Source organism: Rummeliibacillus sp. TYF005 (assembly GCF_003844195.1).
Classification (GTDB): Bacteria; Bacillota; Bacilli; order Bacillales_A; family Planococcaceae; genus Rummeliibacillus.
The window spans coordinates 117,274-143,167 of sequence record NZ_ML122541.1 but is presented as its reverse complement, the minus strand read 5'-3'; the positions used below and the strand labels follow the sequence as shown (position 1 = coordinate 143,167).

Sequence of the window (25,894 nt, the reverse complement as noted above, 5' to 3'; positions counted from 1 at the left end):
CGGAGTTTCTCGTTATCTATCTTTTTACTAGTCAACCATATGGTCAGAACCAAAGAAGTTCTTGAACATTTGAACAGTTGTAGCACGGTTTAATGCTGCGATAGAAGTTGTCAAAGGAATACCTTTTGGACAAGCTAATACACAGTTTTGTGCGTTACCACAGCCTTCAAGACCACCTGGTGTCATAATAGCGTTTAAACGTACATCTTTAGTCATTGCGCCTGTTGGATGTGCGTTGAATAAACGTACTTGTGAAAGTGGAGCTGGTCCCATAAAGTCTGAATGACTGTTAACATTTGGACATGATTCTAAACATACACCACAAGTCATACATTTAGATAATTCATATGCCCATTCACGTTTACGTTCTGGCATACGAGGACCTTCACCTAAATCGTAAGAACCATCGATTGGAACCCAAGCTTTAACTTGTTTCAAAGAGTCAAACATGCGGCTACGATCGATTTGTAAGTCACGAATTACAGGGAAAGTACTCATAGGTTGTAATTTCAATGGTTGTTCCAATTTATCAACCAATGCTGAACATGATTGACGTGGGCGACCATTAATTACCATTGAACATGCCCCACATACTTCTTCTAAACAGTTCATGTCCCATGCAACAGGAGTAGTTTGTTTTCCTTCAACTGTTACAGGGTTTTCACGAATTCCCATAAGAACAGAGATTACGTTCATATTTGGACGATACGGAACTCTGAATTTTTCCCAATAGGGGTTAGAGTTAGCATCATCTTGACGTTGAACTTCAACCTCAACATATTTTTGCGCTTCGTTTCCCATAATTAGTGAGCTCCTTTCGTATAGTCACGTTTACGAGGTTTGATAAGAGATATATCAACGTCTTCGTAGCTAATTTTTGGATCAAATGAAGGTGTAAACTCAGCAATTGTTGTTTTAAGGAATTTTTCATCGTTACGTTCTGGGAATTCAGGTTTATAGTGAGCTCCACGAGATTCATCACGAAGTAAAGCACCTTTAGTAATAACATTTGCTAAAGCAATCATATTTCTTAATTGGCGAGTGAATTGAACACCTTGGTTTGACCATTTAGATGTATCATTAATATTAATGTTGTTCCAACGTTCTTTTAATTCTTGTAATTTTACAAGAGTTTCTTTTAAACCATCGTTGTAACGAACAACAGTAACGTTTTTAGTCATTACTTCACCAAGTTCTTTGTGAAGTAAGTATGCATTTTCAGTACCATCTAAACGTAATACTTCATCCCATTTAGCTTGTTCTTCTTTAACAGCTTTATCGTACATAGATGATGGAAGATCATCAACGTGTTTATCAAGTCCATGAATGTAGTTAACAGCATTCGGACCTGCAACGCTACCACCGTAAATAGCTGAAAGTAATGAGTTAGCACCAAGACGGTTACCACCGTGTTGAGAGTAATCACATTCACCTGCAGCGAATAAGCCAGGAATTGAAGTATGTTGATCAAAGTCAACCCATAGACCACCCATAGAGTAGTGAACTGCTGGGAAGATTTTCATTGGAACTTTGTGTGGATCATCACCAACGAATTTTTGGTAGATTTCAATGATACCACCAAGTTTAACGTCAAGTTCATGTGGATCTTTATGAGAAAGATCTAGATAAACAACGTTTTCGCCGTTAATACCAAGTTTTTGGTTGATACATACGTCGAAGATTTCACGTGTTGCGATATCACGTGGAACTAAGTTACCGTATGCAGGATATTTTTCTTCTAAGAAGTACCAAGGTTTACCGTCTTTATAAGTCCAAATACGGCCACCTTCACCACGAGCTGATTCTGACATTAAACGTAATTTGTCATCACCAGGGATTGCAGTTGGGTGAATTTGAATCATTTCACCATTTGCATATTTTGCACCTTGTTGATAAACGATAGATGCTGCAGAACCAGTATTAATCATTGAGTTAGTTGATTTACCGAAGATGATACCAGGACCACCACTAGCCATGATTACAGCGTCAGCACGGAATGCTTTAATTTCAGAAGATGTAAGGTTTTGAGCTTTAATACCTTTACATACGCCTTCATCATCAAGAATTACACCTAGGAATTCCCAGCCTTCATATTTCTTAACTAATCCTTCAACTTCCCATTTACGAACTTGTTCATCAAGTGCATAAAGAAGTTGTTGACCAGTAGTCGCACCAGCAAATGCTGTACGGTGATGTTGTGTACCACCGAAACGACGGAAATCTAATAAACCTTCTGGGGTACGGTTGAACATAACGCCCATACGGTCAAACATATGAATAATAGATGGTGCTGCATCACACATTGCTTTAACTGGTGGTTGGTTTGCTAAGAAGTCCCCACCATATACAGTATCATCAAAGTGGATCCAAGGAGAGTCCCCTTCACCTTTTGTATTTACGGCACCATTAATTCCGCCTTGCGCACATACAGAGTGTGAGCGTTTTACCGGAACTAATGAGAATAATTCAACTTCTGTGCCCATTTCGGCAGCTTTCATAGTAGCCATTAAGCCAGCTAGTCCACCACCAACGACTATCAATTTACTTTTAGCCATGTTTTTTTCTCACTCCTCGTTCAAATAGTAATCAAGCGCTTACAAGTCTTCACTAGACTATTACAAAAATGCAAGTAGAGCGCCAACGCCGATTACAGATAACACTACAAAGAAAATCATTGTGATGAAAGTTGCAACTCTTTGAGATTTTGGAGATTGTGTAATACCCCAACTTACTAAGAATGACCAAATACCATTAGCTAAATGGAAAGTAGCTGAGATAATACCTAATGCATAGAATACAACCATGATTGGGTTAGATAAAATATCAACCATCATGTTAAAGTCAGCTTCTGTACCAAGTGCTTTTTGGATTCTTGTTTGGAAAATATGCCAAGCAATGAAAATTACTAAGAATACACCAGTAATACGTTGTAATAGGAACATCCAGTTACGGAAAGTACCAAAACGTTTGTTATTTGGTGATGCTGTAAATGCAATAAACACACCATAGAATGCATGGAACATTAAAGGAATGTAAATTACGAACCACTCAAGGAACCATAAAAATGGTAGATTCCCCATAAATTCACTTGCTTTGTTAAATGATGCTTCTCCGTTTGTTGCTGAGAAATTGATTAACAAGTGTTGCGTCAAAAATAGCCCTACTGGAATAATTCCAAGAAGAGAATGCAGACGACGCCAATAAAACTCTCGATCTTTCGACAAGACTGTTACCCCCCTTAGTACTTGGAAACAAGATGTCAATTTTTTGCCACGTTTTTGTAACCGGACATCTATTGACTGCTTGTTTCATAATGGTACAATATTATGACAAGTTTATTGTACTCTCATACCACAATAGCGTCAAGGAATCATGAACTTTTTATATAAGTAGTTCTTGTCTAGATTATTCTTAAATAAGTAGAGATTTCCTACTTGGCATTTGATATTTCTTTTTTAGAAATAATATAGGCAAAAAAATATGAAAGAAGGACCTTCAATGTCTACTCAACAAAAGCATGAAATAACACAATTTGGATATGAATTAATCCGTGATCACGTACTATCTTCTATTTTGGGCAAAAATGAAGAAGATATTCTATATTGGAGCGGAAAAGAATTAGCCCGGAAATTTCCACTCTATGAATTAGAAGAAGCAATCCCTTTCTTCCATGAAGCTGGTTGGGGAGATTTGACTATCGATAAGGTTTCCGCAAGTGAAGCATTTTGTACTTTAACTGGTGATCCAGAGATTCTTAAATTTGACCAACGTTGTTTTCGTCTAGAAGCGGGTTTTTTAGCTCAAAACCAACAAAAATGTAGTGGCTTTTTAACGGAATGCTATGAAGAGAAAAAAGTTAAGCAAGGTCAAGTCAAATTCCATATTAAATGGGACTTAAAAGATAAAATAGAAGAATAATAGATTAATACCACTTAGAAGATTAGCATGTCTTTAAAATCTTATATTACATAATAATCTAAGTATACGTCGGGTATTCAAAAAAATATTACTCTCTCATTGAATATTAGTGAGAGAGTCTTTTTATGCAAAAGGACTCCACTAAAACTATTTTTGTGAAGTCCTTTTAACTTATCTATACATTTCTTTTTTATTATTGTGCAACCTTTTCTTTTAATGAAAGACCAAATTCCTCATGTAGTGCATTCGCAGCTTTTAACATATCTTCTTGTGGTACTACAACTGATACTTTTATTTCAGAAGTACTTACCATTTTTACTGGTATACCTTCACGATATAAACGGTCGAACATGGAAGCTGCTACACCTGGATTTGATACCATACCTGATCCTACAATTGAAACTTTTGCTAGTTCGCCTTCGTAATTTATATGATCATATCCAAGGATATCTTTATGTTCAGATAGAACTTGTAATGTATCTTGTAAATTTTCTTTTTTTACTGAAAATGATACAGATGGTTGTGTTCCTTGAATAATCGTTTGAACAATAATATCAACATTGACATGATTTTTTGCTAATGTTGTAAAAATATTAGCTAACGAACCATTATAGGCCTCTTTATAATATACTGTTAAACGAATAATATCCGGTTCAAACGCAACACCACGTACTACTAAATCTTTTTCCACTTCGATTTCCTCCTTCAAGATTGTACCTTCAACATCCTCGTAACTCGAACGAACAGACATAGGAATGTTGTGATTTTTTGCTACTTCGACAGATCGTGGATGTAAGACACCTGCTCCTAGGTTCGCTAGTTCAAGCATTTCGTCATAAGACAATTCCTTTAACTTTCTAGCACCTTTTACAAATCGTGGATCACTCGTATAAACACCATCAACATCTGTATAAATATCACAACGTTCGGCATTTAACGCTGAAGCAATAGCAACTGCAGTCGTATCTGAACCACCACGTCCAAGCGTAGTAATATTTCCTTCGTCATCTATCCCCTGGAAGCCAGCAACGACAGCCACTTCCCCTGCTTTTAACGCATCATTGACTGCTTTTGGCTTTATGTTCTCGATTCTCGCGTTACTTGGTACATGTTCTGTAACAATACCTGCTTGCCAGCCAGTAAATGATTTTGCCTCGATTCCTAACTTATGTAATGCAATTGATAACAATGAAATCGTCACTTGTTCTCCAGTGGTCAACAATACATCCATTTCCCTCTTTGAAGGTGATTCGGAAATTTCGTGGGCCATATCCACAAGTTGATCCGTTGTTTTACCCATTGCTGATACGACAACGACAATGTCATATCCATTTTGTTTCTCACGCTGAATGCGCTTAGCAACATGCATAATTCTTTCTGTTGTTGCAACGGAAGTTCCGCCAAATTTCACTACTAAAGTACTCATCAAAACGCTCCCCCTACATCAGAATGTGTGGGCGACTTTCACAATGACTTCTAATGAAAAAAGAGCAGCTCTTCACATAAAGTGAATAGGCTGCTCTTAGCATGCACGTTCAAAAGAACATTCATGTGAGATAGCCCTCCAGAATCTATTTTCGACTCTGACAATTCTACATTTCTTCAATGTAGAACCAGCAGCAAGTTGGAATTAGCAAACTTGCAACTTCGGCGGCTTCCCCTTTCACCGACTTTCAAAGAATCTAATCATCCTCCGGTCGGGTACTATTGAAATCCGCGCCTCTATCATCACTAAATCAGTGATTTTTAATTGGTGACACTAAGATACCATATCATTTACTTCCCTTGCAATCGTTTTTCCGAAAAAAAGTCAATTATTGTCTGAGCTAGTTTTTTAGGTACACCAGCTTTTTGCAATTCATCAAAAGTTGCTTTTTTAATCTTATTAATCGATCCAAAATGTTTTAGTAATTGTTGTTTCCTTTTTGGGCCTACTCCTGGAATCTCATCTAAAATAGATGTAATAGCATTTTTTTCATGTAATTGTCTATGGAATGTAATTGCAAATCTATGCACTTCATCTTGGACACGCTGTAATAGATAAAACGCTTCACTAGTTCGTTTTAATGGAATAATCTCAGGCGGATTTCCATAAAGCAATTGAGACGTTTGATGCTTATCATCTTTTGCCAATCCAGCTATTGGTATATCTAGCCCTAGCTCATCTTCCAAAATTTCTCTGGCCACTTCCATCTGACCTTTCCCTCCATCAGTCACCAGTAAGTCTGGAAGTGGTAAACCTTCTTTTAAAACTCTCGAATAACGCCGACGAATAACTTCTCTCATTGCACCATAATCATCATGTGCATTTGCATTTTGGATTTTAAATTTACGGTATTCTTTTTTACTAGGTTTACCATCTATAAAGACAACCATGGCTGAAACAGTATCAGCCCCGAAAATATGCGAGTTATCAAACGCTTCAATTCGTAGTGGAGTAGCAATATTCATCGCATCACCTAGTTGTTCACAAGCACCCACTGTTCTTTGTTCTTGTCTCTCGATTAGTTGGAATTTTTCTGAAATTGCTATTTGAGCATTTTTTGATGCTAGATCAAGCAATTCCTTCTTATTTCCTCTTTGTGGTTGTAACACGTTGATATCTAAGACTTGTTGCAACATATCTCCTTCAATTTCTTTGGGAATAAGAATTTCTTTCGGTTTAATATGTTCCGCCTTTTCATAAAATTGGCCTACAAAAGTTAGAAACTCATCTTCCGGTTCACCATATGAAGGAAATAAAGATACATCTCGTTCAATAAGTTTTCCTTGTCTTACAAAAAATACTTGGACACACATCCATCCCTTATCTACCGCATAGCCAAATACATCTCTATTGGTAAAATCAGTTGTCGTAATTTTTTGTCTTTCCATTACAGACTCGATATGAGCTATTTGATCTCGATATTCTTTTGCACGCTCAAAATCTAGCTGTTCAGAAGCAGCTAACATTTTTTTCTGTAATTCTTCTTTAACCTTTGCGTGGCCACCATTTAAGAAATTCACAATCTCCTGAACCATATCATCGTATACCTTTTTTTCTATATCTTTTATACAAGGGGCTAGGCATTGACCGATATGGTAATACAAGCAAACACGATTAGGAAGGGTTTGGCATTTTCGTAAAGGATATAAGCGATCAAGCAATTTTTTAGTTTCATTTGCTGCATAGACATTTGGATATGGTCCAAAGTATTTGCCTTTGTCTTTTTTAACTTTCCGAACTGTCAATAATCGTGGGTGTTTTTCGTTTGTGATTTTGATATAAGGATATGTTTTATCATCCTTTAACATGATGTTGTATTTTGGATCATGTAATTTTATCAAATTTAGTTCGAGCAAAAAGGCTTCTTTATTTGAGGAAGTTACAATGTATTCGAAATCTTCAATTTCACTAACAAGTCGTTGTGTTTTACCATTATGCGTTCCAGTAAAGTATGAACGTACTCTATTTTTAAGTACTTTTGCCTTTCCCACGTAAATGATAGTACCTTGTCGATCTTTCATTAAATAGCATCCTGGTTGGTCAGGTAAGATAGATAGCTTTTGTTTGATTAAATCATTCATCAAATCACCTCTAAAAAAAACCGGGTACCTAGTAGGAACCCGGTTTCGTTTATAACCCAAAAAAACTTACGCGTGTTTTTGGATGAATTCAGCTAATGCTTCTTTTGGTTGGAAACCAACAGTTTTATCAACTTGTTCGCCATCTTTGAACAATAATAGTGTTGGGATTGACATAATACCAAATTGGCTAGCAGTTTCTTGGTTTTGGTCAACATCTACTTTTACAATGTTCACTTTACCAGCTAATTCCTGATCAAGTTCTTCTAGTACTGGAGCGATCATTTTACATGGTCCACACCAAGTTGCCCAGAAGTCTACTAATACTAATCCATTTGCAATATCATTTGAAAATGTTGCGTCTGTTGAATGTACAATTGCCATTTTTATATTTCCTCCTTAATACTATATGTATCGGTAGTGTAGCATAAAAGAAATTATGAGGCGACTGTTCTGCTCACTATTGCACTATTTTAACATAATATTTTGTTTTAATAAAAATTAAAGCTCTGCAAAAGTTCACAGAGCTTTTCGAATCATTATTTTACAGCAACACTTTTGAATTCTTCGATCAACATTGGTACGACTTCAAATAAGTCTCCAACTATCCCGTAATCTGCTACTTTGAAAATATTAGCTTCAGGGTCTTTGTTAATCGCTACGATGATTTTTGAATTAGACATACCTGCTAAATGTTGGATTGCTCCAGAGATTCCGCAAGCAATATATAAATCTGGAGTTACGACTTTTCCAGTTTGACCAATTTGCAATGAATAATCGCAATAATCTGCATCACATGCACCACGTGAAGCACCTACAGCGCCGCCTAAAACTTTTGCTAATTCTTGTAATGGAGCAAAGCCTTCAGCACTTTTAACACCTCGGCCACCAGATACCACTACTTTTGCTTCAGATAAATCTACTCCATCTGTAGTTTTACGTACTACTTCTTTAATAACAGTACGTAAATTTGTAATATCTACTGATATACTAGAAACTTCACCTGAACGAGACTCGTCTTTTTCAAGTGGCGCAATGTTATTTGGACGAATTGTGATAAATACTAAGCCATCCTTTACCTTTACTTTTTCAAATGCTTTACCTGAGTAAATTGGACGGATAAATAAAGCATCATCACCTTCACCCTCAATTGCTGTCACATCTGAGATTAATCCACTTTGTAATTTACTTGCAATCTTCGGTGACAAGTCTTTACCAAGTGCTGTATGACCAAACACAATAGCATCTGGCTTTTCTGCATCTGCTACTGCAACAAATGCTTGGCTAAAGCCATCAGATGTGTATTGTTTTAAATGAGGATGTTCCACAGTCACAATACGATCAGCACCATATTGAATCAGTTCTGCACTTAAAGTTTCTACTGCATCTCCAATTAGAACGCCAACTACTTCACCGCCATCAGCAATTGTTTTTGCAGATGCAATTGCTTCAAACGAAACATTTCTTAAAGTTCCTTCACGTACTTCACTTAAAACTAGTACTTTTTTTGACATACGATTTCCTCCTCAGCAATATTAAATCAGCTTATATAACTTTTGCTTCTGAATGTAGTAATTGAACAAGTTCTTTTACTTGGTCTTGCAATTCACCTTGAAGCACGCGACCAGCTTCTTTTTGAGCTGGTAAGAAGATTTCTACTGTTTCTGTTTTTGCTTCAACGTCATCTTCATCAATGTCTAAATCATCTAATTCTAGTTCTTCTAATGGTTTTTTCTTAGCTTTCATGATTCCAGGTAAAGACGGATAACGAGGTTCGTTTAAACCTTGTTGTGCTGTTACTAATAATGGTAACGAAGATTCAATCACTTCTGAATCACCTTCTACATCTCGCACAAGTTTAACAGTATCACCATCGATATCTAAGTCTGTAATTGTAGTAACATAATTGATATCTAATAATTCAGCAACACGTGGACCTACTTGACCAGATCCACCATCTATTGCAACATTACCAGCTATAATCAGGTCTGCTTCTTTGTCTTTTAAGTATTCGGCTAAAATATATGCTACAGAGAATTGATCTAAATCTTCTACATCTTCTTCTGCATTGATTAGTACTGCTTTATCGGCACCCATTGCTAAGGCTGTGCGAAGTTGTTTTTCAGCGTCTTCTCCGCCAATTGTAACAACTGTCACTTCTCCACCTTGTGCATCACGGATTTGAATGGCTTCCTCAATTGCATATTCATCGTAAGGATTGATGATAAATTCTGCACCGTCTTCTTGAATAACGCCACCGTTTAATACGATTTTCTCTTCAGTGTCAAAAGTTCGTTTTACTAATACATAAATATTCATATAACTAACCTCCCAATACTTTTATTGACCTTTAAAAACAGGCTCTCTTTTTTCGATAAATGCTTGGATTCCTTCTTTCGCATCTTCTGTTGCAAAAACTTTTCCAAATCCTTCAGCTTCAGCAGAGATCCCTTCATAGAAAGATGCGGGTTTTGTAAATTGCAGTAGTTCGATTGCTGTTTTTAAAGCAATTGGACTTTTCTTTGCAATTTTCTTAGCAGTTTTAAGTGCTTCTTCTAATAAGGACTCTTCGGGTACCGCTCGATTCGCAAGCCCCCATTTTACAGCCTCAATACCAGATATAGGATCACTAGTGAACATCATTTCTGCCGCTTTTGCTGCACCAACATAACGTGGTAAGCGCTGTGTGCCACCAAACCCTGGTACTAGACCTAGCTGTAATTCAGGTAAACCTAATTTCGCTGTCTCACTTACGTATCTAAAATGACAGCTCATTGCAAGTTCAAGCCCTCCACCTAAAGCCGCACCATGAATTGCTGCTATGATTGGTTTAGGAAAGGCTTCCAGTTTTTCGAAGACATCTTGTCCTCTAGTTGATAATGTTGAAAAAGCATCAACTGTTGAAAATTCAGTAAATTCTTTTATATCTGCTCCAGCTGAAAAGAACCTACCTTCCCCATGTAACAAAACTACTCGTATATCTGGATCATTTTCAACTGTATCTAAAAGACGATTTACTTCCTCAACTAGTCCGCTAGATAAAGCGTTTGCAGGTGGACGATTAATCGTCACAATAGCAACACCTTCATCCACTCTATAATTTAGATATTCCATTCCCTATTTCCTCCTTTGTGAAAAAATATGTATGTGGCAAAGTTGTGACACTTTGCCACCTTTTATTACCCCTTTTGAATCCCTTTTTGTAAAATCTGATGAACGCGTGGTGCCATTTCAACTAAATCATATTTTTGCTCTTTCATTACCCAAGTTGTAGATACTTCATCTATCGTTCCAAAAATCACTTGTCTTGTTAAACGAATATCAATATTCTCTTGAAACTCTCCATCTTCAATACCCTTTTGTAATATTTCGTCAAGCAATTTTAAATATCCTTTTAAAATACTATTAATTTTCAAACGAAGTTCTTTATTGGATTGACGAAGTTCTAATTGAGTAACAACTGCTAAATGATGATCATTCGATAGCACCTTAAAATGTCCTTCAATCATTCGATAGAGCATTTCAGAAGCTGAATTACTATCATTAATAATTTCCCGCAAGTTATCAACAAAAACTGACATTTTCTCTTGAAAAACAGATATCAAAATATCCTCTTTGTTTTTGAAATATAGATAAATTGTTCCATCAGCTACACCTGCTTGTTTCGCAATCTTGGAAACTTGTGCCTGGTGATAACCATTTTCCGCTATTGCGATGACAGCAGCGTCAATAATCTGTTTGTATTTAAGCTTGTTTTTTTTCAATCTGATCACCACCGGTTTTTTAAAAATATGAATGACCATTCATTCATATTTTTATAATATATTTTCATCCGGAGGATGTCAAGCATCGTACAATTTTTAGTTTAACTGTTCTTGTTTTGCTTTTTCTTCTTCCACTAAAGATCTACGTAAAATCTTTCCTACAGCTGTTTTAGGAAGTTCTGAACGAAACTCATATATTCTTGGGACTTTATATGCCGCTAAATTTGCACGACAATATTCATTGAACTCATCTTCGGTTACTTGATAACCTTCTTTTAATACAATATATGCTTTTACTGTTTCACCGCGATATGGATCTGGTACACCTGCAACAACACATTCTTGTACCGCATCATGCTCATATAAAACTTCTTCTATTTCACGTGGATATATATTAAAGCCACCAGCAATTATGATATCCTTTTTCCGATCAACCACGAAGAAATACCCGTTTTCATCCATATAGCCTAAATCACCTGTTAGTAACCAGCCATTACGTAAAGTCATCTCTGTATCCTCAGGACGATTCCAGTATCCTTTCATCACTTGTGGGCCTTTTACTGCAATTTCACCCACTTCACCTACAGGCAACTGTTCTAATGTATCTGTCTTAAAAATAGCCGCATCTGTATCTGGCCATGGAACACCTATAGAACCTTTTACACGTTCTCCATACCATAAGAAATTGGCATGTGTTACCGGTGAAGATTCTGTTAATCCGTATCCTTCTACCAATTTTCCTCCAGTAACTTTTTCGAATTTTTCTTGTACTTCAACAGGTAATGAAGCTGATCCACTTATACATGCTTTAATAGATGAGAGATCATATTTATCAATATCTGGATGATTCAGGAGGCCAATATATAATGTTGGTGCACCAGGGAACAGAGTAGCTTTTTGTTTTTGAATGGCTTTTAACGTATCTGTTGCATTAAATTTAGGCATTAACACCATTTTATCTTTACGCATTACTGATAGTAGTAAAACAGTTGTCATACCATACACATGGAAAAATGGTAATACCCCCATAATTACTTCTTCACCAGGTGTACATTCAGACATCCAGACACTGCACATTTGTACGTTGGCCACTAGGTTTTTATGCGTCAACATAACGCCTTTCGGAAAACCTGTTGTACCTCCAGTATACTGAAGTAACGCAATATCATCTTCATTGTTGGTTGAAACTTCAACCTTTTTCACTTGGCCAATCTTCATAATTTCAGTAAAAAGATGATTCATGCCACTATGCTCAACTGTCACTTTAAAACCATATTCCTTTTTTTGAACAAAAGGATACAACAGATTTTTCGGGAATGGTAAATAATCTTTTATGCCCGTTACAATTATATTTTCTAAATCTGTATTCTTTTGCACTTTCATAATACGAGGATAAAGTATATCTAATGTAACAATTGCCTTAGCACCTGAATCTTTAAGTTGATATTCTACCTCCCTTTCAGTATAAAGTGGGTTTGTCTGAACCACAGTACCCCCAGCATATAAGATACCGTAATAAGCTATAACACTTTGCGGACAGTTTGGCAGCATAATTGCTACGCGATCCCCTTTTTCGATGCCAATTTTCACTAAATAATTTGCAAACTTTAATGAGGATTCATATAACTCTTGATAAGTTAATTCTTTACCAAGAAAGTGAATCGCAATTTTCGTAGGAGTTTTTTCTACAGCCCTCGTCAAATATTCCTGTAATGGAATTTCCTCGTATTCCATTGTTGTAGGAATATTTGGAGGATAGTTCTTTAACCAAATTTTTTCGGTCAATTGATACGCCTCCTTTACCATGCAAAATTTTAGAATATTGCTAATTTTAATTATAAGGAAAATAGGGAGCGCTTTCAATTAATATTCACCAATTTTACGTTTTTTCTAGAAATTAATTGATTAATAGAGAATTTAATTAACATATCATCTTTATCATTTAAAGAATAGCCTTAAAATAAAAAGCTAGGCTCGCATCTAATTTGAGCCTAGCTTTTTATATATTAATCTATAATTACATCGTCTAACTGGCTTTTAGTTCATCATTAAATAGACAATTCCTGTAATAATGAAAAGACCACATACCACCATTAAAACTTTTGCTAAAGTTTCCATTTGAACTCTCCTAAACTGCTAAGAAATACTTGCACCTATCACAAATGATAAACCAACTGAAATTGTAAAGGAAATAAAACCAACAGATTTATTATCCTGTTCAATTTCCTCATCAATATTAAATGTTGGTGTCAAAAATTCAAAAAGAATATAAGCGAAGATCAGTAAGATAAATCCAAACAATCCCCAACCAATCATTTCTATCAATGAATTGTGTCTCTCGATCGAATAACGGAATATATTACACACCCCTAAGATTTTACCGCCAGTTGCTAAGGCCACAGCGATATTGCCGTTCTTTATTTCTTGCCAGTTTTTATATTTTGTAACTAGCTCAAATATTACCATTGATACAACGAGGCATAGTACAACAATACTGAAATAGCCTGCTGTCTCAACAATTGGATGATGCCAAAAGCTACTTAGCAACATAAAATCCCCCACTTCCATAATTCTCTATTATTTCAATTCCACAACGGTAACACCATATCCGCCTTCCCCAGCTTCACCGTAACGGTATGATTTCACTCGTTTATGTCGTTTTAGTAATGCTTGGATTCCTTGTCGAAGAGCACCTGTACCCTTACCATGAATAATGGATACTCGATTATAGTTAGACAATAATGCATCATCTAAATATTTTTCAGTACGAATCATTGCATCTTCATAGCGTTCTCCTCGTAAATCTAATTCCAATTTCACATAAGAATCACGATTTCGAACATTGGCAACTGATACTGTATCTTTCACTTTTTCAGGTTTCACATATTCTAAATCAGATTCTTCGAGCTTCATCTTCAAAATACCAATTTGAACAATCCATTCTTTATCTGAAACTTTTTCTAGTAATGTGCCTTTTTGACCGTAGCTTAGTACTTTAACTTCATCGCCCTTTTGCAAGTTGACAGCACGAGCATTCGCTTGGCGTTGTTTTTTCAAAATGCGATTTTCTTCTGGAGCAGCTTCTTCTAGTTTTTTACGTGCTTCAATGATTTCATGTTCTTTGACGACTTTGTTTGCATTTAAACGCATTTTATGAAGTTCATCGATTACTTCTTCTGCTTCTCGTTTTGCATCCTCAACAATTTTGCGAGCTTTTTCTTTTGCTTTTTTAGCAAGCTCTTCTTTGTTTTCTTCATATTCTTTTAACTTTTTATCAAGTTCTGCTTGTAATTTTTCGGCCTCTTCTAATAATTGATGAGAGCGTTCTGCATCAGCTTCGGAACGACGGCGACTTTCTTCAAGAGAAGCAATCATCGATTCGACTTCATGTCGATCTGTACCTGTGAAAGATTTGGCACTATTAATAATATGTTCTGGTAATCCTAGTCGAGTTGAAATTTCAAAAGCATTACTGCGTCCTGGGACACCAATTAGTAAACGGTAAGTTGGGCTAAGTGTTTCAATATCAAATTCAACACTGGCATTAATAACACCTTCACGATTATAGCCATAAGCCTTAAGTTCAGGATAGTGTGTTGTTGCCATAACACGAGCACCTCGTCCATGAACTTCGTCTAAGATAGATATTGCAAGCGCTGCACCTTCTTGAGGGTCAGTACCTGCGCCTAATTCATCGAATAAGATTAATGAACGCTCATCAAACTTTTGAAGGATATCTACAATATTCACCATATGACTAGAGAATGTAGATAAACTTTGTTCAATGGATTGTTCGTCACCAATATCAGCAAATACTTCTGTAAATACAGATAACTCCGATCCATCTAATGCAGGTACAGGAATTCCAGCCTGCGCCATTAAAGTACATAAGCCTACTGTTTTTAAAGTAACTGTTTTACCACCAGTATTTGGACCAGTAATAACAATTGCTGTAATATCACGACCAAACTCGATATCATTGGCTACTGCTTCGTCTATTGGCAATAAAGGATGACGTGCTTTTCCTAATTTAAGATAACCTTCATCATTCATAATAGGCATTGTACATTTGTTGGCCTGTCCATATTTTGCTTTGGCCAATATAACATCAATTTCACCTAATAACTGAACTAGTTCGAATAACGAGTGTGCAACCTCTTGAACCAAAGCCGAAAGATGAAGCAATATTTTTTGAATTTCTACTTTTTCTTTTGCCTTTAGACGGTGAATTTCATTATTAGCTTGAACTACAGCATCAGGCTCAATATAAAGTGTTTGTCCTGATGCAGATTGGTCATGTACGATACCGCCATAGTGTCCTCGGTATTCTTGCTTTACAGGAATTACAAAACGATCGTTACGAATAGTAATGATTGAGTCAGAAAGCATTTTAGAAGCGTTGCTACCTCGAGTTAAACTTGCCAACTTTTCACGTACACTGCCTTCTTGCGCACGCAATTGTTGACGAATTGAGCGTAATTCAGAACTTGCAGAATCCATGACTGCTGCATTTTCATCAATACAAGAATTAATCTCATGTTGTAATCCAGTGAGCACAGGAATATCATTTTTCTTTTGTATAAAATGCGGAATTTGAATCACATCTTCATCTTCAATAACTTCGATAAATTCACGGAAGATGCGACTCGCTCGAATGGTACTTGAGATTTCCATCAATTCTTGAGGACTCAACATACCACCAATTTGTGCACGTTTTGCATGAGGGCGAATATCGAATATTCCTCCCATCGGCACAGATCCCTTTACACGTAAAATAGATAACCCTTCATCCATTTCATCTAATAATTTCTTCACTGTTGCTAAATCTGTTTCAGGTACTAATTTTTCAATTGCTGATGTACCGATAGAACATGTACAATAAGTTGCCACTTGGGCACGTACCTTATCAAACTCTAGTGTTTTTAGTGCGCGTTCTGCAATCACTTAAAACACCTCCTATTTTTTCTCTAAAAAATTCACAAAATCATTGAATGACCATGTGTTTACGATATTTTCTTTTTTCAACCAAGCTTTTTGAGCGTATTTTGTCCCAATTTCCATATAACGTAATTGCTCGATTGCATGAGCATCTGTATTAATCGCAATAGGAACACCCGCATTTGCAGCCATTTCTAAATGCTCTACACAAAGATCCAGTCGATACGGATTTGCATTTAACTCTAAAATTTTACCATATTCTTTCGCCCATGCAATAAGTTGAGGTATATCAGGATTATACCCATCACGTTGACCAATCACACGCCCCGTTGGATGTGCAATCATATCGACATGAGGATTTTTCATCGCATTATGCAATCGCTCCATGATTTTCTCTTGGGGTTGTGAAAAGCTAGAATGAATTGATGCAATCACAAAATCCAATTCAGCCATTACATCATCTTCAAAATCAAGCGAACCATCTGGTAATATATCCATTTCAGTTCCCGCTAATAATCGGAAATCTGGATGTTTTTCATTGAAGGACCAAATTTCTTTTCGTTGCTCGATTAATCGCTCTGGTGTAAGACCATTCGCTACTTTTAGATATTGGGAATGATCTGTTATGACTGCATATTGATAACCTTTTGCTATTAAAGCTTCCCCCATCTCACGAACTGCATTCGCACCATCTGACCAAGTCGTATGCATATGCAAATCAGATTTAATATCACTAAGTTGCACTAGATTTGGTATATCATCAAGACGTTCAAATTCGTGAGTACCTGCACGTACAGTTGGAGGGATAAAAGGCAAATCAAAATGTGCAAAGAAATCCTTTTCAGTATTAAAAGTTAAAATAGATCCATCTTGCTGTTCTACACCATATTCACTGATTTTCTCGCCACGCTCTTTAGCGATTTGTCGCATTCGAACATTATGTTCCTTTGAACCAGTAAAGTGATGAAGCGCTGTTGCATATTCAGCCTGTGATACTAAGCGAAAGTCAACATTCACATCTTCTGTTTGTAACGTGACAGATACTTTCGTGTCTCCAGCCGCAATGATTTCTTTTACAGCCAATTTAGACAATAATGCTTCCTTCACTACTTCCGGCTTACTTGTTGCAATGATAAAGTCAACATCCTTACTTTGTTCTTTTACACGTCTAAAACTACCAGCTACAGAAGATTGTTGAATCTCCGGTATCTGTTCTAGGATCTCCTCAATTCCAGAGACAACTTCTTCTAATAACCATACAGGATGAAACTCTGCTCTTTTGCCAAAAGATTCTAGCTCTTTTAGTATCTTTTCTTCTGTTTTTTTACCAAATCCAGATAGTGCTGAAACTTTTCCATCTTCACAAGCTTCTTTTAAACTTTCTGCTGAGTCCACTCCAAGTTCTTGATAAAGTTTTGCTATCTTTTTCCCACCTAAACCTGGCAATTTTAACAATGGTGGCAAGCCTTTTGGAACTTCATTTTCCAATTGTAGCAGCACTTCAGATTGTCCATTTTCTAACAAATCATGAATAACAGCTGCTGTTCCTTTACCGATACCCTTTATAGCTGTAATATCTTCAATCTCATCTATACTTCGTGTGTCCGCTTCTAATGCTGCAGCAGCTTTTCTGAATGCAGATATTTTAAATGGGTTAACGCCTTGAAGTTCTAAATAGAGTGCTATTTTCTCAAGCGTGTTAATAATTATTTTTTTATTCATCATTTACCTCCTAATCGACAAAAGACTTCTCTCTATAGAGAGAAGTCTATCATTTACTTCATATAAACAAACCATAGATTTTGGAATGTTTTAGAAATTATAGGTGTATAATCTAGTATTAATGTCGTTAAAAATGAGCTATCTACGTATTTTTGAATACTAGCTAATGGTAACAAAGCTAATACATAAAGTACGATAAAAATAAGTAAGTAAGCTTCAATAACTCCAAAAAGTCCACCTAATATCCGATTTAAGCCACCTAGAATTGGGATATGTCTTAAAAAATCAAATAATGATGCGAAAATTTGTATAGCAAATTTCACAACAAAGAAGATCAATGCAAATGCTAGCAACTGATAAAAAGTCTGGCTTAAATCTAATTGCTCTACTGCAAATTTTAATGTAGTATTTTCATCAACGGAAGGATATGGAATCCATAACACTAATTTTTCCGCTAATGGCTTATAATATAAATAAGCTACAATAATAGAGATCAAAAAGCCAGCCATTTGGATTAGTTGTACGATTAAACCCCTTCTAGCACCGCTTACTAATCCAACAAGTAATAATATAATTATGATTAAATCAACCATTCACTTCATCCTTTAATTTTTTCAATTGTGATTCTAGTAATTCTACTTGTTTTTTTAATTTCAAGTAATCATTTACTGCATTACAGGCAGTAAGGACGGCTAATTTGGCACTGTCGAGGCTTGGGTTTGCTCGCTTAATCATACGCATTTGTTCATCAACACTTGCTGCTACAAATCGCATATGTCCTGGAGACTCTATTCCAACTATATTATATGTTTGACCATAGATTTCAACTGAAACTTTATTTTTTTGTTGCTCTGACAAAGCCGTAACCTCCTTCAAAGTCCTATTTCTTATGATAGCATGAAGTGTCTAAGTTGTGAATAATTTGAGAAGAAAGGAATATTAAATATGTCTAATATTGTCATTAAGTTAACTACAAAGGTACAAAAAGAAGTTATGAACTATTATTCTCAAAATATTATCGAACGAAAGGCTCCTGGCGTTATTTTTGCTGCAAAACTACCAGATTGCGCCATTACTGCCTATTCATCTGGTAAAGTCATGTTCCAAGGTAGCGGTTGTGAACGTGAAGCCAATCATTGGAAGTCACAAGCTGAAGACACACCTTCTATGACGTCATCTAAAGGTGATTCGTTGCCTAAAAACTTGTCCTCTTTATCTGTATTGGGTTCTGACGAAACTGGAACCGGAGATTATTTTGGTCCAATAACTGTAGCAGCTGTCTATGTACCACAAGACAAAATTGAATTGGTAAAAGAATTAGGTGTTAAAGATTCAAAAATGCTATCCGATGAATACATGCTCAAAATAGCACCAGATTTAAAAGCGACACTTCCTAATTGTGTATTAACACTCCCTAACGAAAAGTATAATGAAGTTCAAAAAAAGGGATTTTCCCAAGGAAAGATGAAAGCCTTACTTCATAACCAAGCACTTCGAAAAGTTCTCAATGAAATTGAGCCAGAAAGACCAGCTCACGTACTTATCGATCAATTTGCTGAAAGAAATACCTACTATAATTATATAAAAAATGAAAAAGAAATCGTATCAGAAAATGTGTTATTTGCAACAAAAGCTGAACAAATCCATGTTGCTGTCGCTGCTGCATCCATTCTAGCTCGCTGTGCTTTCTTACACGAAATGGACAAACTAAGCAAAAAAATCGGTATCTCATTGCCAAAAGGTGCCGGCCATCAAGTAGATGAAGTTGCAGCAAAAATATTATTAGCTCAAGGGGAAGATACCCTTTACAGTGTCACAAAATGGCATTTTGCAAATACTCAAAAAGCTTCGCGTATTGCATCTAAAAAACGTTTTAGATAAAGTAAACCTAAATTCAGAAGACATAACGATACTCAAATAACTTCAACTTTTACTGAGTATATCGTAATCATATTGCAAGAATATAACTAAATCATGATAATTCAATGACTTAAAGTAACAACGAAAAAGTGCTAATGGAAATAAAATCCACTAGCACTTTTTTCTTAAAGGTAAATAACTGTTAAATTATTTCACTGGTTCGTCAGCTACTAATTCAAGGTCTTGTAATTCAGTTTCATTTAAATAATCTATATTGTAGTTTTTCACACGTTTGTTAACTGGAATGATTTCAGTACGGAAGTACATTGGAATCGTAGTAGCTTGTTCACTCATGTATTCTTGCCATGCTCTGAATGCTTTACCACGATATTCTAAATCCATTGCTTCCTTAGAATCTATATCTGATAATAATTTTGTTAGATCATCCGAAACGAAACGGCTGAAGTTAAATTGAGCTTCTTTTCCGTATAATCCTACAGGTGATGGATTAGTACCTGTACCCCATGCAGCCATGAACATATCGATATCTTTATCATCCGCTTGTACTTTATCATAGAAACTGTTGAATTCTATCAGACGGCCAGTTGATAGTTCCACTTTTAGGCCAACATCTTTCCAATTTTGAATATAGAATTGAATAATTTTTTCATCTTTATCAGAACCCGACATCGCTGCTAGTTTGATAGAGAACTCTTTACCATCTGGATCTTCTACATAACCATCATTATTAGTATCTTTGTAACCTGCTTCTTCTAATAATTTTTTCGCTTGTTTCGGATCATATTTGTAGCCCTCTAATGAATCATCATAGAAGCTAGAGAATACTGGTGGAATTAAAGAATTAGCACGTGTACGTAATCCTTCATAATATACATCTGATACTTGTTCAATATCCATTGCATATGCAACCGCTTTGCGTAGATTCACGTTATTCATCTTCGCAGTATCATTCATTACACTTACGCCTTCTTTAGTATCGTATTTACCTAGTTTAAAGCCTACATAAGAATAAGCTAACTCTGGACGACCTAAGATTGTAGTATTTGACGCATCTTTAATAGCAGAATAATCATTTGCTGGGTAATTCTTCACAACATCATATTTACCTGCTTTAATAGCAGCTGCAGAAGATGATGATGGTACAACTTCTACTACAACACTATCAAGTTTAGGTTTTCCTTTGAAATAATTTGGATTGGCTTTAAATTTTACAGATTCACCTTTTACAATATTATCGATAACAAATGCACCCACTGTTACTGGATTTTTACGAACTGCATCTGATTTAATTAAATCTTTGATTTTGATATCTTTTAATTGGTGTTTTGGTGCAGCATAACCCCAAAGGCCATCACCGCCAGAGTAGATTGCTGGTGAAACTTTTTTGAATGAAATTTCCATTGTATAATCATCCACTTTTTTGATACCAGAAATCTCTTTTGCTTTGCCATCATGATATTCTTTAGCCCCAACGATATTTTGGAAGTCTGCATCATAACGAACTCCAGTATAATCCTTATCAGCGATAATATAGTAAGGGTAAATAACGTCATCAATTGTAAATGGCTTACCATCTGACCATTTAACATCTTTTTTAATTGTTACAGTTGCTTTGTTTGCATCCTCATCTACTTTAAGTTGTCCTAGACCTGTATCAGCAATTAAAAAGTCTTCTTTTGTATCAAAAATTGAATTTGAGGCGTAATCCAGAATATCCTTATCATTTCCATCTTCATATAACTCCCAGTTAAAAATCCCTTGGAATGGTGAATCTGTCACTAAGCCGACTTTTAATGTTCCTCCTTCAATCGAATCACCATCATTTTTTGCCTCAAAAGGTAATTTACTTGTATCTACCTTTTCCTTTTTAGTATCTTCTCCTTTGCTTTTATCTTTAGAATCTGATCCTCCACATGCAGCTAGTGCCAACATTAATACACATACTAAAGATAGTAAAAGCCATTTCTTTTTCTTCATCCAATCTCCTCCTCTTTTTTATCCTATTCTTTGTTTTGCATCTGCTGAACGACGTAATGCCTGCCCAACATAATTTATTCCTAACATCAATACTAAAATTAGCATAGATGCTGGTAACCATACCCACCACTTTTCAGCTAAGACTGTTTGGTTAAATGCAGAACTGACAAGTGTGCCTAAACTTGGCGTAGATTCAGGTAAACCAAAACCTAAGAATGAAAGACCTGTTTCAATCCCTACATTTCCTGCAAAGTTTAATGTCATTTCTACAATTAAGATAGAACTTAAATTTGGCACAATGCCCTTCAACATAATGGCAAAATCGCTTGTCCCCATAGTTTTAGAAGCATTAACATAATCTCGTTTTGACTCAGATAATGTCTTACTTCGTACTAGCCTTGCTGTTCCAACCCACATAAATGCACTCAATATTAAGACGAAAGATGTAACATTATATTTTGGAATGATTGTCACAAAAACGATGACAATCATCATAGTTGGTAAAGTCATGACAAAATCAACTAAGCGCATTAGAATATTATCGACTATGCCACCATAATAGCCTGCTAAAATTCCTACACCTATTCCAAGAATTCCAGTAATGATCGTAATCGCAATTGCGATAATCAGAGAATTCCTTGCCCCAATGACCAATTGGCCTAATACATCACTACCACCTTGATCAGCACCTAATATAAAACCATTTTCACCTGGTCTTGCAAATTCATCTAGTAAACTAATTTTCATCAGTTCCTCTTGATTGATAAAAGGTGCCCAAATAATAGAGCCAAATATAATTACAAACAATATAAGAAGTGAAAACATAGCTAATTTATCTTTTTTAAATTCACGCCAGATAACACGCCATCCCGTGACGGGCAAACTTGATGCTTCCACTTCTCTATCTGGACTCTTTTCTAACACTTTTTCCATATTAGATTCACCCCTCTTTTTCTAATATTTTTGTAGTTTATTCGATTCGAATACGTGGATCAACAATGCTTAAAATAATATCCGATAACAAACTACCTAATAATGTTAAGAATCCATATAGCATAATAAGTGTTGTAATAACGCTATAGTCACGGGCCATTATCGAGTCGATAAATAATTTCCCCATACCTGGATATCCAAAAATGGTCTCTATAAAAAACGATCCACCTAGTAATCCAGTAATGGTAAAACCTAGGAATGCAGCGATTGGCAATAGCGAATTTCGAAAAATGTGGCGTGAATATACTTTTTTCATCGGAATTCCCTTACTTCTTGCAGTTTTTACATAATCCTGTAATTGTGCATCTATAATTTCTGATCGTAGATATTGAATAATAGCTGTTGTACCAAGTACAGCATATGTAATTGCAGGTAGTAGAAGATGGTATATAATGCTCCAATAATAACCAAGTGTTCCCGCCTTTTCTTCTACATCTTTTGTTCCTGAAGTAGGAAACCACTGTAATTTGTAGCCGAAAACATAGACGAAAATCAAACCTAATACAAATGTTGGAATCGCATAGCTAATAAAGCTATACAATACGATTGTTTTATCTTTTAATGAGTTTTGATAACGTCCTGCTATAACACCTAATGGAATTGCAATAAGATACACTAAGAAAACACTTAATAAAGATAACCAAAGTGTATTTAATCCTCTATCACCAATAAGAGAAGCTACGCTCACTTTAAACGTATAACTATCACCAAAATCGCCTTGGAACATATTAACAATCCAATTCCAATATTGAACGTATACCGGATCATTTAATCCTGCCAATTCTCGTAATTCCTCAATACGATTTGGATCGGTTTGTGGTGTTATCAATCCCGAAAAAGGATCACCTGGCATAAATTGAGCTAAGATGAATATAAAAATACTTAAAACAAATAGTTGCGGTATCATGATTAAAAAGCGTCTAGCTATTGTTTTCCACACTTTCGTAACCTCCTTTCTCAATGCTCCCTATTGCAACAGAATGATTAGAGGAAACACTACTAAGCGGATATACCTTACCATCTTCATCGTAGTATTTATGTTGTTCTTTTTTATAGTCAACTTCTACTTGTCGTCGCTTATGTTTTCTTTCCAAGCGTGATTCGGGTGCAATATTCGGAATTGCGGACAATAAACGCTTGGTATAAATATGCCGTGGATCTTTAAATATCTCATTTTTACTTCCAGTTTCAACAAAGCGCCCTTTATACATGATAGAAATATGATCACACATATGACGGACAACCCCTAAGTCATGAGAAATAAATAAGTAGCTCAAACCATATTCGTTTTGAATATCCTTCATAAAGTTCAATACTTGGGCTTGTACAGAAAGATCCAGAGCTGACACTGGTTCATCTGCTATTATCATTTTAGGATTACAAGCAACTGCCCTCGCAATACCAAGACGTTGACGTTGACCACCTGAAAACTGATGAGGATACTTGTACATTGCTTCTTCTGACATTCCGACAATTTCTAGTAGTTCAATAATACGTTTACGTTCCTCTTGAACTGTCATATTCATAAAATTACGAATAGGCTCTGCAATAATATCAAGCACACGTTTTCTCGGATTCATACTTGACTGTGAATCCTGGAAGATCATTTGAATATCTCTGTTATAAGCACTATCACGCTTACGGCGTTGGTGCGTTACGTCTTCACCTTCATAAATTATTTTTCCAGAAGTAATTTTCTCTAGTCCAATAATTGCTTTACCAGTTGTCGATTTACCTGAACCTGACTCTCCAACTAATCCATATGTCTTTCCTTTTTCAAATTCCATAGATACGCCATCTACTGCATATACATGATCAATCACTGTATTAAAAAAGCCACCGCGAATTGGATAGTGCACACATAAATCTTTTACTTCCATAAAGCTACTCATAGATGGCTTCCTCCTTTCTCCCCATCGAAATGAAAGTTCTTCCAACAGGTACATCTGACAAAGTGCCCTGGAGAAATTTCATGAAGCTGCGGTTCTTTTTCATGTTTACTTTCATCAATCCACGGAATTCGAGGTGAAAAACGGCAGCCGTGTTTGGATAGCTTTGTCAATGTTGGCACGATTCCCTGTATTACTTCTAGTTTTTCACTTTCTCTTTCTACTTGAGGAATAGAATTTAACAATGAACGAGTATATGGATGCTTTGGATTATTAAATAATTCCTGTACGGATGCAATCTCAATAATTTGTCCTGCATACATCACTGCTACTCGATCTGCTACTTCAGCTACAACTCCCAAATCGTGAGTAATTAGAATAATTCCTGCGTTTGTTTCTGCTTGTAAATCTAATAATAAGTCTAGGATTTGGGCTTGAATTGTTACATCAAGTGCAGTAGTAGGCTCGTCTGCAATCATTATTTTAGGCTTACATGCAATCGCGATTGCAATCATGACACGTTGTCTCATGCCACCTGATAATTGGTGTGAAAACTGTCTCGCTACGCGTTTTGGATTGATAATTCCTACTTGATCTAAAAGCTCAAGCACTCTTTTCTTTCGTTGTTGTTCATCCAGCTTTGTATGAAAAAACAAGGACTCTTCAATTTGATCCCCTATTCTCATTAAAGGATTCAATGCGGAAAGTGGATCCTGGAAGATAAACCCTATATCATTTCCACGAATCTTATTTAAATCATCCTCTTTAAGCTTCACAATATTACTTCCGTTATATAGGATTTCTCCAGTTACCTTTGTATTTAATGGATTATGCAAACCTACAATGGAAGTTGCTAATGTACTTTTACCACAGCCAGATTCTCCAACAATAGCTAGAACTTCATTTTCCTTTAGTGATAGTGAAACATCATCTACAGCATCGTAGTAACTGTCCTTTATTCTGAAACTAGTGCGCAAATGATTGATTTTGAGTATTTCATTTGAGGATTTCAAATTGTTTGCTAGTACTTCTTCTGAGGTTTTCAAATATATGCCCTCCCTTAATAATTTGAATATTAAAAATATTAAAGTTGAACCAATAAACATTATGTAGAGAACAATCGACATATTTCGTTTTTCTAAATATATTATTTTTACTAAAATAACATAAAATAGAATTTTGTCTATCTTTTTATTACAATATTCTGAAATTTTTATATATTATAAGTATATCAATATATAACATTAA

The 25,894-nt window shown here is 35.7% G+C and carries 23 protein-coding genes and 1 riboswitch; of the genes, 2 read left to right on the top strand and 21 right to left on the bottom strand.

Annotated features, from left to right (window positions below; translation table 11 throughout):
* Positions 1-27: 27 nt before the first annotated feature.
* The 3 genes from sdhB to CW357_RS00630 are packed head-to-tail and all read right to left on the bottom strand — an operon-like array spanning position 28 to position 3,224.
* Positions 28-801, bottom strand: coding sequence for a succinate dehydrogenase iron-sulfur subunit (sdhB, locus tag CW357_RS00640; protein ID WP_119415558.1), 774 nt, complete (start codon positions 799-801; stop codon positions 28-30).
* Positions 802-803: 2 nt separating this feature from the next.
* On the bottom strand, positions 804-2,555 hold the full coding sequence (gene sdhA / locus CW357_RS00635) for a succinate dehydrogenase flavoprotein subunit (protein WP_119415559.1): 1,752 nt from the start codon (positions 2,553-2,555) through the stop codon (positions 804-806).
* A gap of 60 nt (positions 2,556-2,615) precedes the next feature.
* Positions 2,616-3,224, bottom strand: a complete 609-nt coding sequence (locus tag CW357_RS00630) for a succinate dehydrogenase cytochrome b558 subunit (protein ID WP_119415560.1) — start codon at positions 3,222-3,224, stop codon at positions 2,616-2,618.
* 274 nt (positions 3,225-3,498) lie between these two features.
* On the opposite strand from CW357_RS00630, the gene CW357_RS00625 reads away from it, so the two are divergent.
* A complete protein-coding gene (locus tag CW357_RS00625; protein WP_119415561.1) occupies positions 3,499-3,918 on the top strand; it encodes a DUF2507 domain-containing protein in 420 nt (139 codons plus the stop codon).
* 193 nt (positions 3,919-4,111) lie between these two features.
* Here the strand turns inward: CW357_RS00625 and CW357_RS00620 are convergent, their stop codons facing one another.
* From CW357_RS00620 to zapA, 13 genes are all read right to left on the bottom strand, one after another.
* Positions 4,112-5,344 (bottom strand): aspartate kinase, encoded by a 1,233-nt coding sequence (locus CW357_RS00620; protein WP_124217072.1) that lies wholly within the window; start codon positions 5,342-5,344, stop codon positions 4,112-4,114.
* Between the two features lie 123 nt (positions 5,345-5,467).
* Positions 5,468-5,651: riboswitch (Lysine riboswitch) on the bottom strand.
* 43 nt (positions 5,652-5,694) lie between these two features.
* The gene (gene uvrC, locus CW357_RS00615; protein WP_119415563.1) at positions 5,695-7,485 is read right to left on the bottom strand and encodes an excinuclease ABC subunit UvrC; all 1,791 of its coding nucleotides are present in this window, start codon (positions 7,483-7,485) and stop codon (positions 5,695-5,697) included.
* Between the two features lie 66 nt (positions 7,486-7,551).
* Positions 7,552-7,866, bottom strand: coding sequence for a thioredoxin (gene trxA, locus CW357_RS00610; RefSeq protein WP_102691131.1), 315 nt, complete (start codon positions 7,864-7,866; stop codon positions 7,552-7,554).
* A gap of 155 nt (positions 7,867-8,021) precedes the next feature.
* Positions 8,022-8,996 carry an electron transfer flavoprotein subunit alpha/FixB family protein gene (locus tag CW357_RS00605; protein WP_119415564.1) on the bottom strand — a complete coding sequence of 325 codons (975 nt, stop codon included), beginning with the start codon at positions 8,994-8,996 and terminating at the stop codon, positions 8,022-8,024.
* Positions 8,997-9,027: 31 nt separating this feature from the next.
* On the bottom strand, positions 9,028-9,801 hold the full coding sequence (locus tag CW357_RS00600) for an electron transfer flavoprotein subunit beta/FixA family protein (protein ID WP_119415565.1): 774 nt from the start codon (positions 9,799-9,801) through the stop codon (positions 9,028-9,030).
* A gap of 21 nt (positions 9,802-9,822) precedes the next feature.
* Positions 9,823-10,596 carry an enoyl-CoA hydratase gene (locus CW357_RS00595; protein WP_119415566.1) on the bottom strand — a complete coding sequence of 258 codons (774 nt, stop codon included), beginning with the start codon at positions 10,594-10,596 and terminating at the stop codon, positions 9,823-9,825.
* Between the two features lie 65 nt (positions 10,597-10,661).
* Entirely contained in the window at positions 10,662-11,246 is a 585-nt protein-coding gene (locus tag CW357_RS00590) for a TetR/AcrR family transcriptional regulator (protein ID WP_124217071.1), read from the bottom strand.
* Positions 11,247-11,342: 96 nt separating this feature from the next.
* A complete protein-coding gene (locus tag CW357_RS00585) occupies positions 11,343-13,031 on the bottom strand; it encodes an AMP-binding protein (protein WP_119415568.1) in 1,689 nt (562 codons plus the stop codon).
* 351 nt (positions 13,032-13,382) lie between these two features.
* Positions 13,383-13,796 carry a DUF350 domain-containing protein gene (locus tag CW357_RS00580; protein WP_119415569.1) on the bottom strand — a complete coding sequence of 138 codons (414 nt, stop codon included), beginning with the start codon at positions 13,794-13,796 and terminating at the stop codon, positions 13,383-13,385.
* Positions 13,797-13,823: 27 nt separating this feature from the next.
* Positions 13,824-16,190 carry an endonuclease MutS2 gene (locus CW357_RS00575; protein WP_124217070.1) on the bottom strand — a complete coding sequence of 789 codons (2,367 nt, stop codon included), beginning with the start codon at positions 16,188-16,190 and terminating at the stop codon, positions 13,824-13,826.
* A gap of 12 nt (positions 16,191-16,202) precedes the next feature.
* A complete protein-coding gene (polX, locus tag CW357_RS00570) occupies positions 16,203-17,906 on the bottom strand; it encodes a DNA polymerase/3'-5' exonuclease PolX (RefSeq protein ID WP_199670700.1) in 1,704 nt (567 codons plus the stop codon).
* Between the two features lie 53 nt (positions 17,907-17,959).
* Positions 17,960-18,499 (bottom strand): CvpA family protein, encoded by a 540-nt coding sequence (locus CW357_RS00565; protein WP_119415572.1) that lies wholly within the window; start codon positions 18,497-18,499, stop codon positions 17,960-17,962.
* Positions 18,492-18,764 carry a cell division protein ZapA gene (zapA, locus tag CW357_RS00560; protein WP_119415573.1) on the bottom strand — a complete coding sequence of 91 codons (273 nt, stop codon included), beginning with the start codon at positions 18,762-18,764 and terminating at the stop codon, positions 18,492-18,494. Before zapA ends, CW357_RS00565 begins: the two co-directional genes overlap by 8 nt.
* Positions 18,765-18,851: 87 nt before the next feature.
* On the opposite strand from zapA, the gene rnhC reads away from it, so the two are divergent.
* Positions 18,852-19,787, top strand: a complete 936-nt coding sequence (rnhC, locus tag CW357_RS00555; protein ID WP_119415574.1) for a ribonuclease HIII — start codon at positions 18,852-18,854, stop codon at positions 19,785-19,787.
* Between the two features lie 186 nt (positions 19,788-19,973).
* On the opposite strand, the gene CW357_RS00550 is transcribed toward rnhC, so the two are convergent.
* Genes CW357_RS00550 through CW357_RS00530 form a run of 5 tightly spaced genes read right to left on the bottom strand, consistent with a single transcriptional unit; the run spans position 19,974 to position 25,692 of the window.
* Positions 19,974-21,764: an oligopeptide ABC transporter substrate-binding protein gene (locus CW357_RS00550; RefSeq protein ID WP_124217069.1), complete on the bottom strand. Its 1,791-nt coding sequence runs from the start codon at positions 21,762-21,764 to the stop codon at positions 19,974-19,976.
* A gap of 18 nt (positions 21,765-21,782) precedes the next feature.
* A complete protein-coding gene (locus CW357_RS00545) occupies positions 21,783-22,697 on the bottom strand; it encodes an ABC transporter permease (RefSeq protein WP_119415576.1) in 915 nt (304 codons plus the stop codon).
* A gap of 37 nt (positions 22,698-22,734) precedes the next feature.
* Positions 22,735-23,697 carry an oligopeptide ABC transporter permease gene (gene opp4B / locus CW357_RS00540; RefSeq protein ID WP_119415577.1) on the bottom strand — a complete coding sequence of 321 codons (963 nt, stop codon included), beginning with the start codon at positions 23,695-23,697 and terminating at the stop codon, positions 22,735-22,737.
* A complete protein-coding gene (locus CW357_RS00535; RefSeq protein WP_119415578.1) occupies positions 23,678-24,649 on the bottom strand; it encodes an ABC transporter ATP-binding protein in 972 nt (323 codons plus the stop codon). The genes opp4B and CW357_RS00535 overlap by 20 nt, the downstream gene beginning before the upstream one ends.
* Complete coding sequence (locus tag CW357_RS00530) at positions 24,646-25,692, bottom strand: ABC transporter ATP-binding protein (RefSeq protein ID WP_369973779.1); 1,047 nt, start codon at positions 25,690-25,692, stop codon at positions 24,646-24,648. The genes CW357_RS00535 and CW357_RS00530 overlap by 4 nt, the downstream gene beginning before the upstream one ends.
* Positions 25,693-25,894 lie beyond the last annotated feature (202 nt).

Bases quoted from the DNA above. Each gene is read 5' to 3' on its own strand.
- sdhB (WP_119415558.1), bottom strand. From the start codon at position 801: ATGGGAAACGAAGCGCAAAAATATGTTGAGGTTGAAGTTCAACGTCAA.
- sdhA (WP_119415559.1), bottom strand. From the start codon at position 2,555: ATGGCTAAAAGTAAATTGATAGTCGTTGGTGGTGGACTAGCTGGCTTA.
- CW357_RS00625 (WP_119415561.1), top strand. From the start codon at position 3,499: ATGTCTACTCAACAAAAGCATGAAATAACACAATTTGGATATGAATTA.
- CW357_RS00620 (WP_124217072.1), bottom strand. From the start codon at position 5,344: ATGAGTACTTTAGTAGTGAAATTTGGCGGAACTTCCGTTGCAACAACA.
- uvrC (WP_119415563.1), bottom strand. From the start codon at position 7,485: ATGAATGATTTAATCAAACAAAAGCTATCTATCTTACCTGACCAACCA.
- trxA (WP_102691131.1), bottom strand. From the start codon at position 7,866: ATGGCAATTGTACATTCAACAGACGCAACATTTTCAAATGATATTGCA.
- CW357_RS00605 (WP_119415564.1), bottom strand. From the start codon at position 8,996: ATGTCAAAAAAAGTACTAGTTTTAAGTGAAGTACGTGAAGGAACTTTA.
- CW357_RS00600 (WP_119415565.1), bottom strand. From the start codon at position 9,801: ATGAATATTTATGTATTAGTAAAACGAACTTTTGACACTGAAGAGAAA.
- CW357_RS00595 (WP_119415566.1), bottom strand. From the start codon at position 10,596: ATGGAATATCTAAATTATAGAGTGGATGAAGGTGTTGCTATTGTGACG.
- CW357_RS00580 (WP_119415569.1), bottom strand. From the start codon at position 13,796: ATGTTGCTAAGTAGCTTTTGGCATCATCCAATTGTTGAGACAGCAGGC.
- polX (WP_199670700.1), bottom strand. From the start codon at position 17,906: ATGAATAAAAAAATAATTATTAACACGCTTGAGAAAATAGCACTCTAT.
- CW357_RS00565 (WP_119415572.1), bottom strand. From the start codon at position 18,499: ATGGTTGATTTAATCATAATTATATTATTACTTGTTGGATTAGTAAGC.
- rnhC (WP_119415574.1), top strand. From the start codon at position 18,852: ATGTCTAATATTGTCATTAAGTTAACTACAAAGGTACAAAAAGAAGTT.
- CW357_RS00550 (WP_124217069.1), bottom strand. From the start codon at position 21,764: ATGAAGAAAAAGAAATGGCTTTTACTATCTTTAGTATGTGTATTAATG.
- CW357_RS00545 (WP_119415576.1), bottom strand. From the start codon at position 22,697: ATGGAAAAAGTGTTAGAAAAGAGTCCAGATAGAGAAGTGGAAGCATCA.
- CW357_RS00535 (WP_119415578.1), bottom strand. From the start codon at position 24,649: ATGAGTAGCTTTATGGAAGTAAAAGATTTATGTGTGCACTATCCAATT.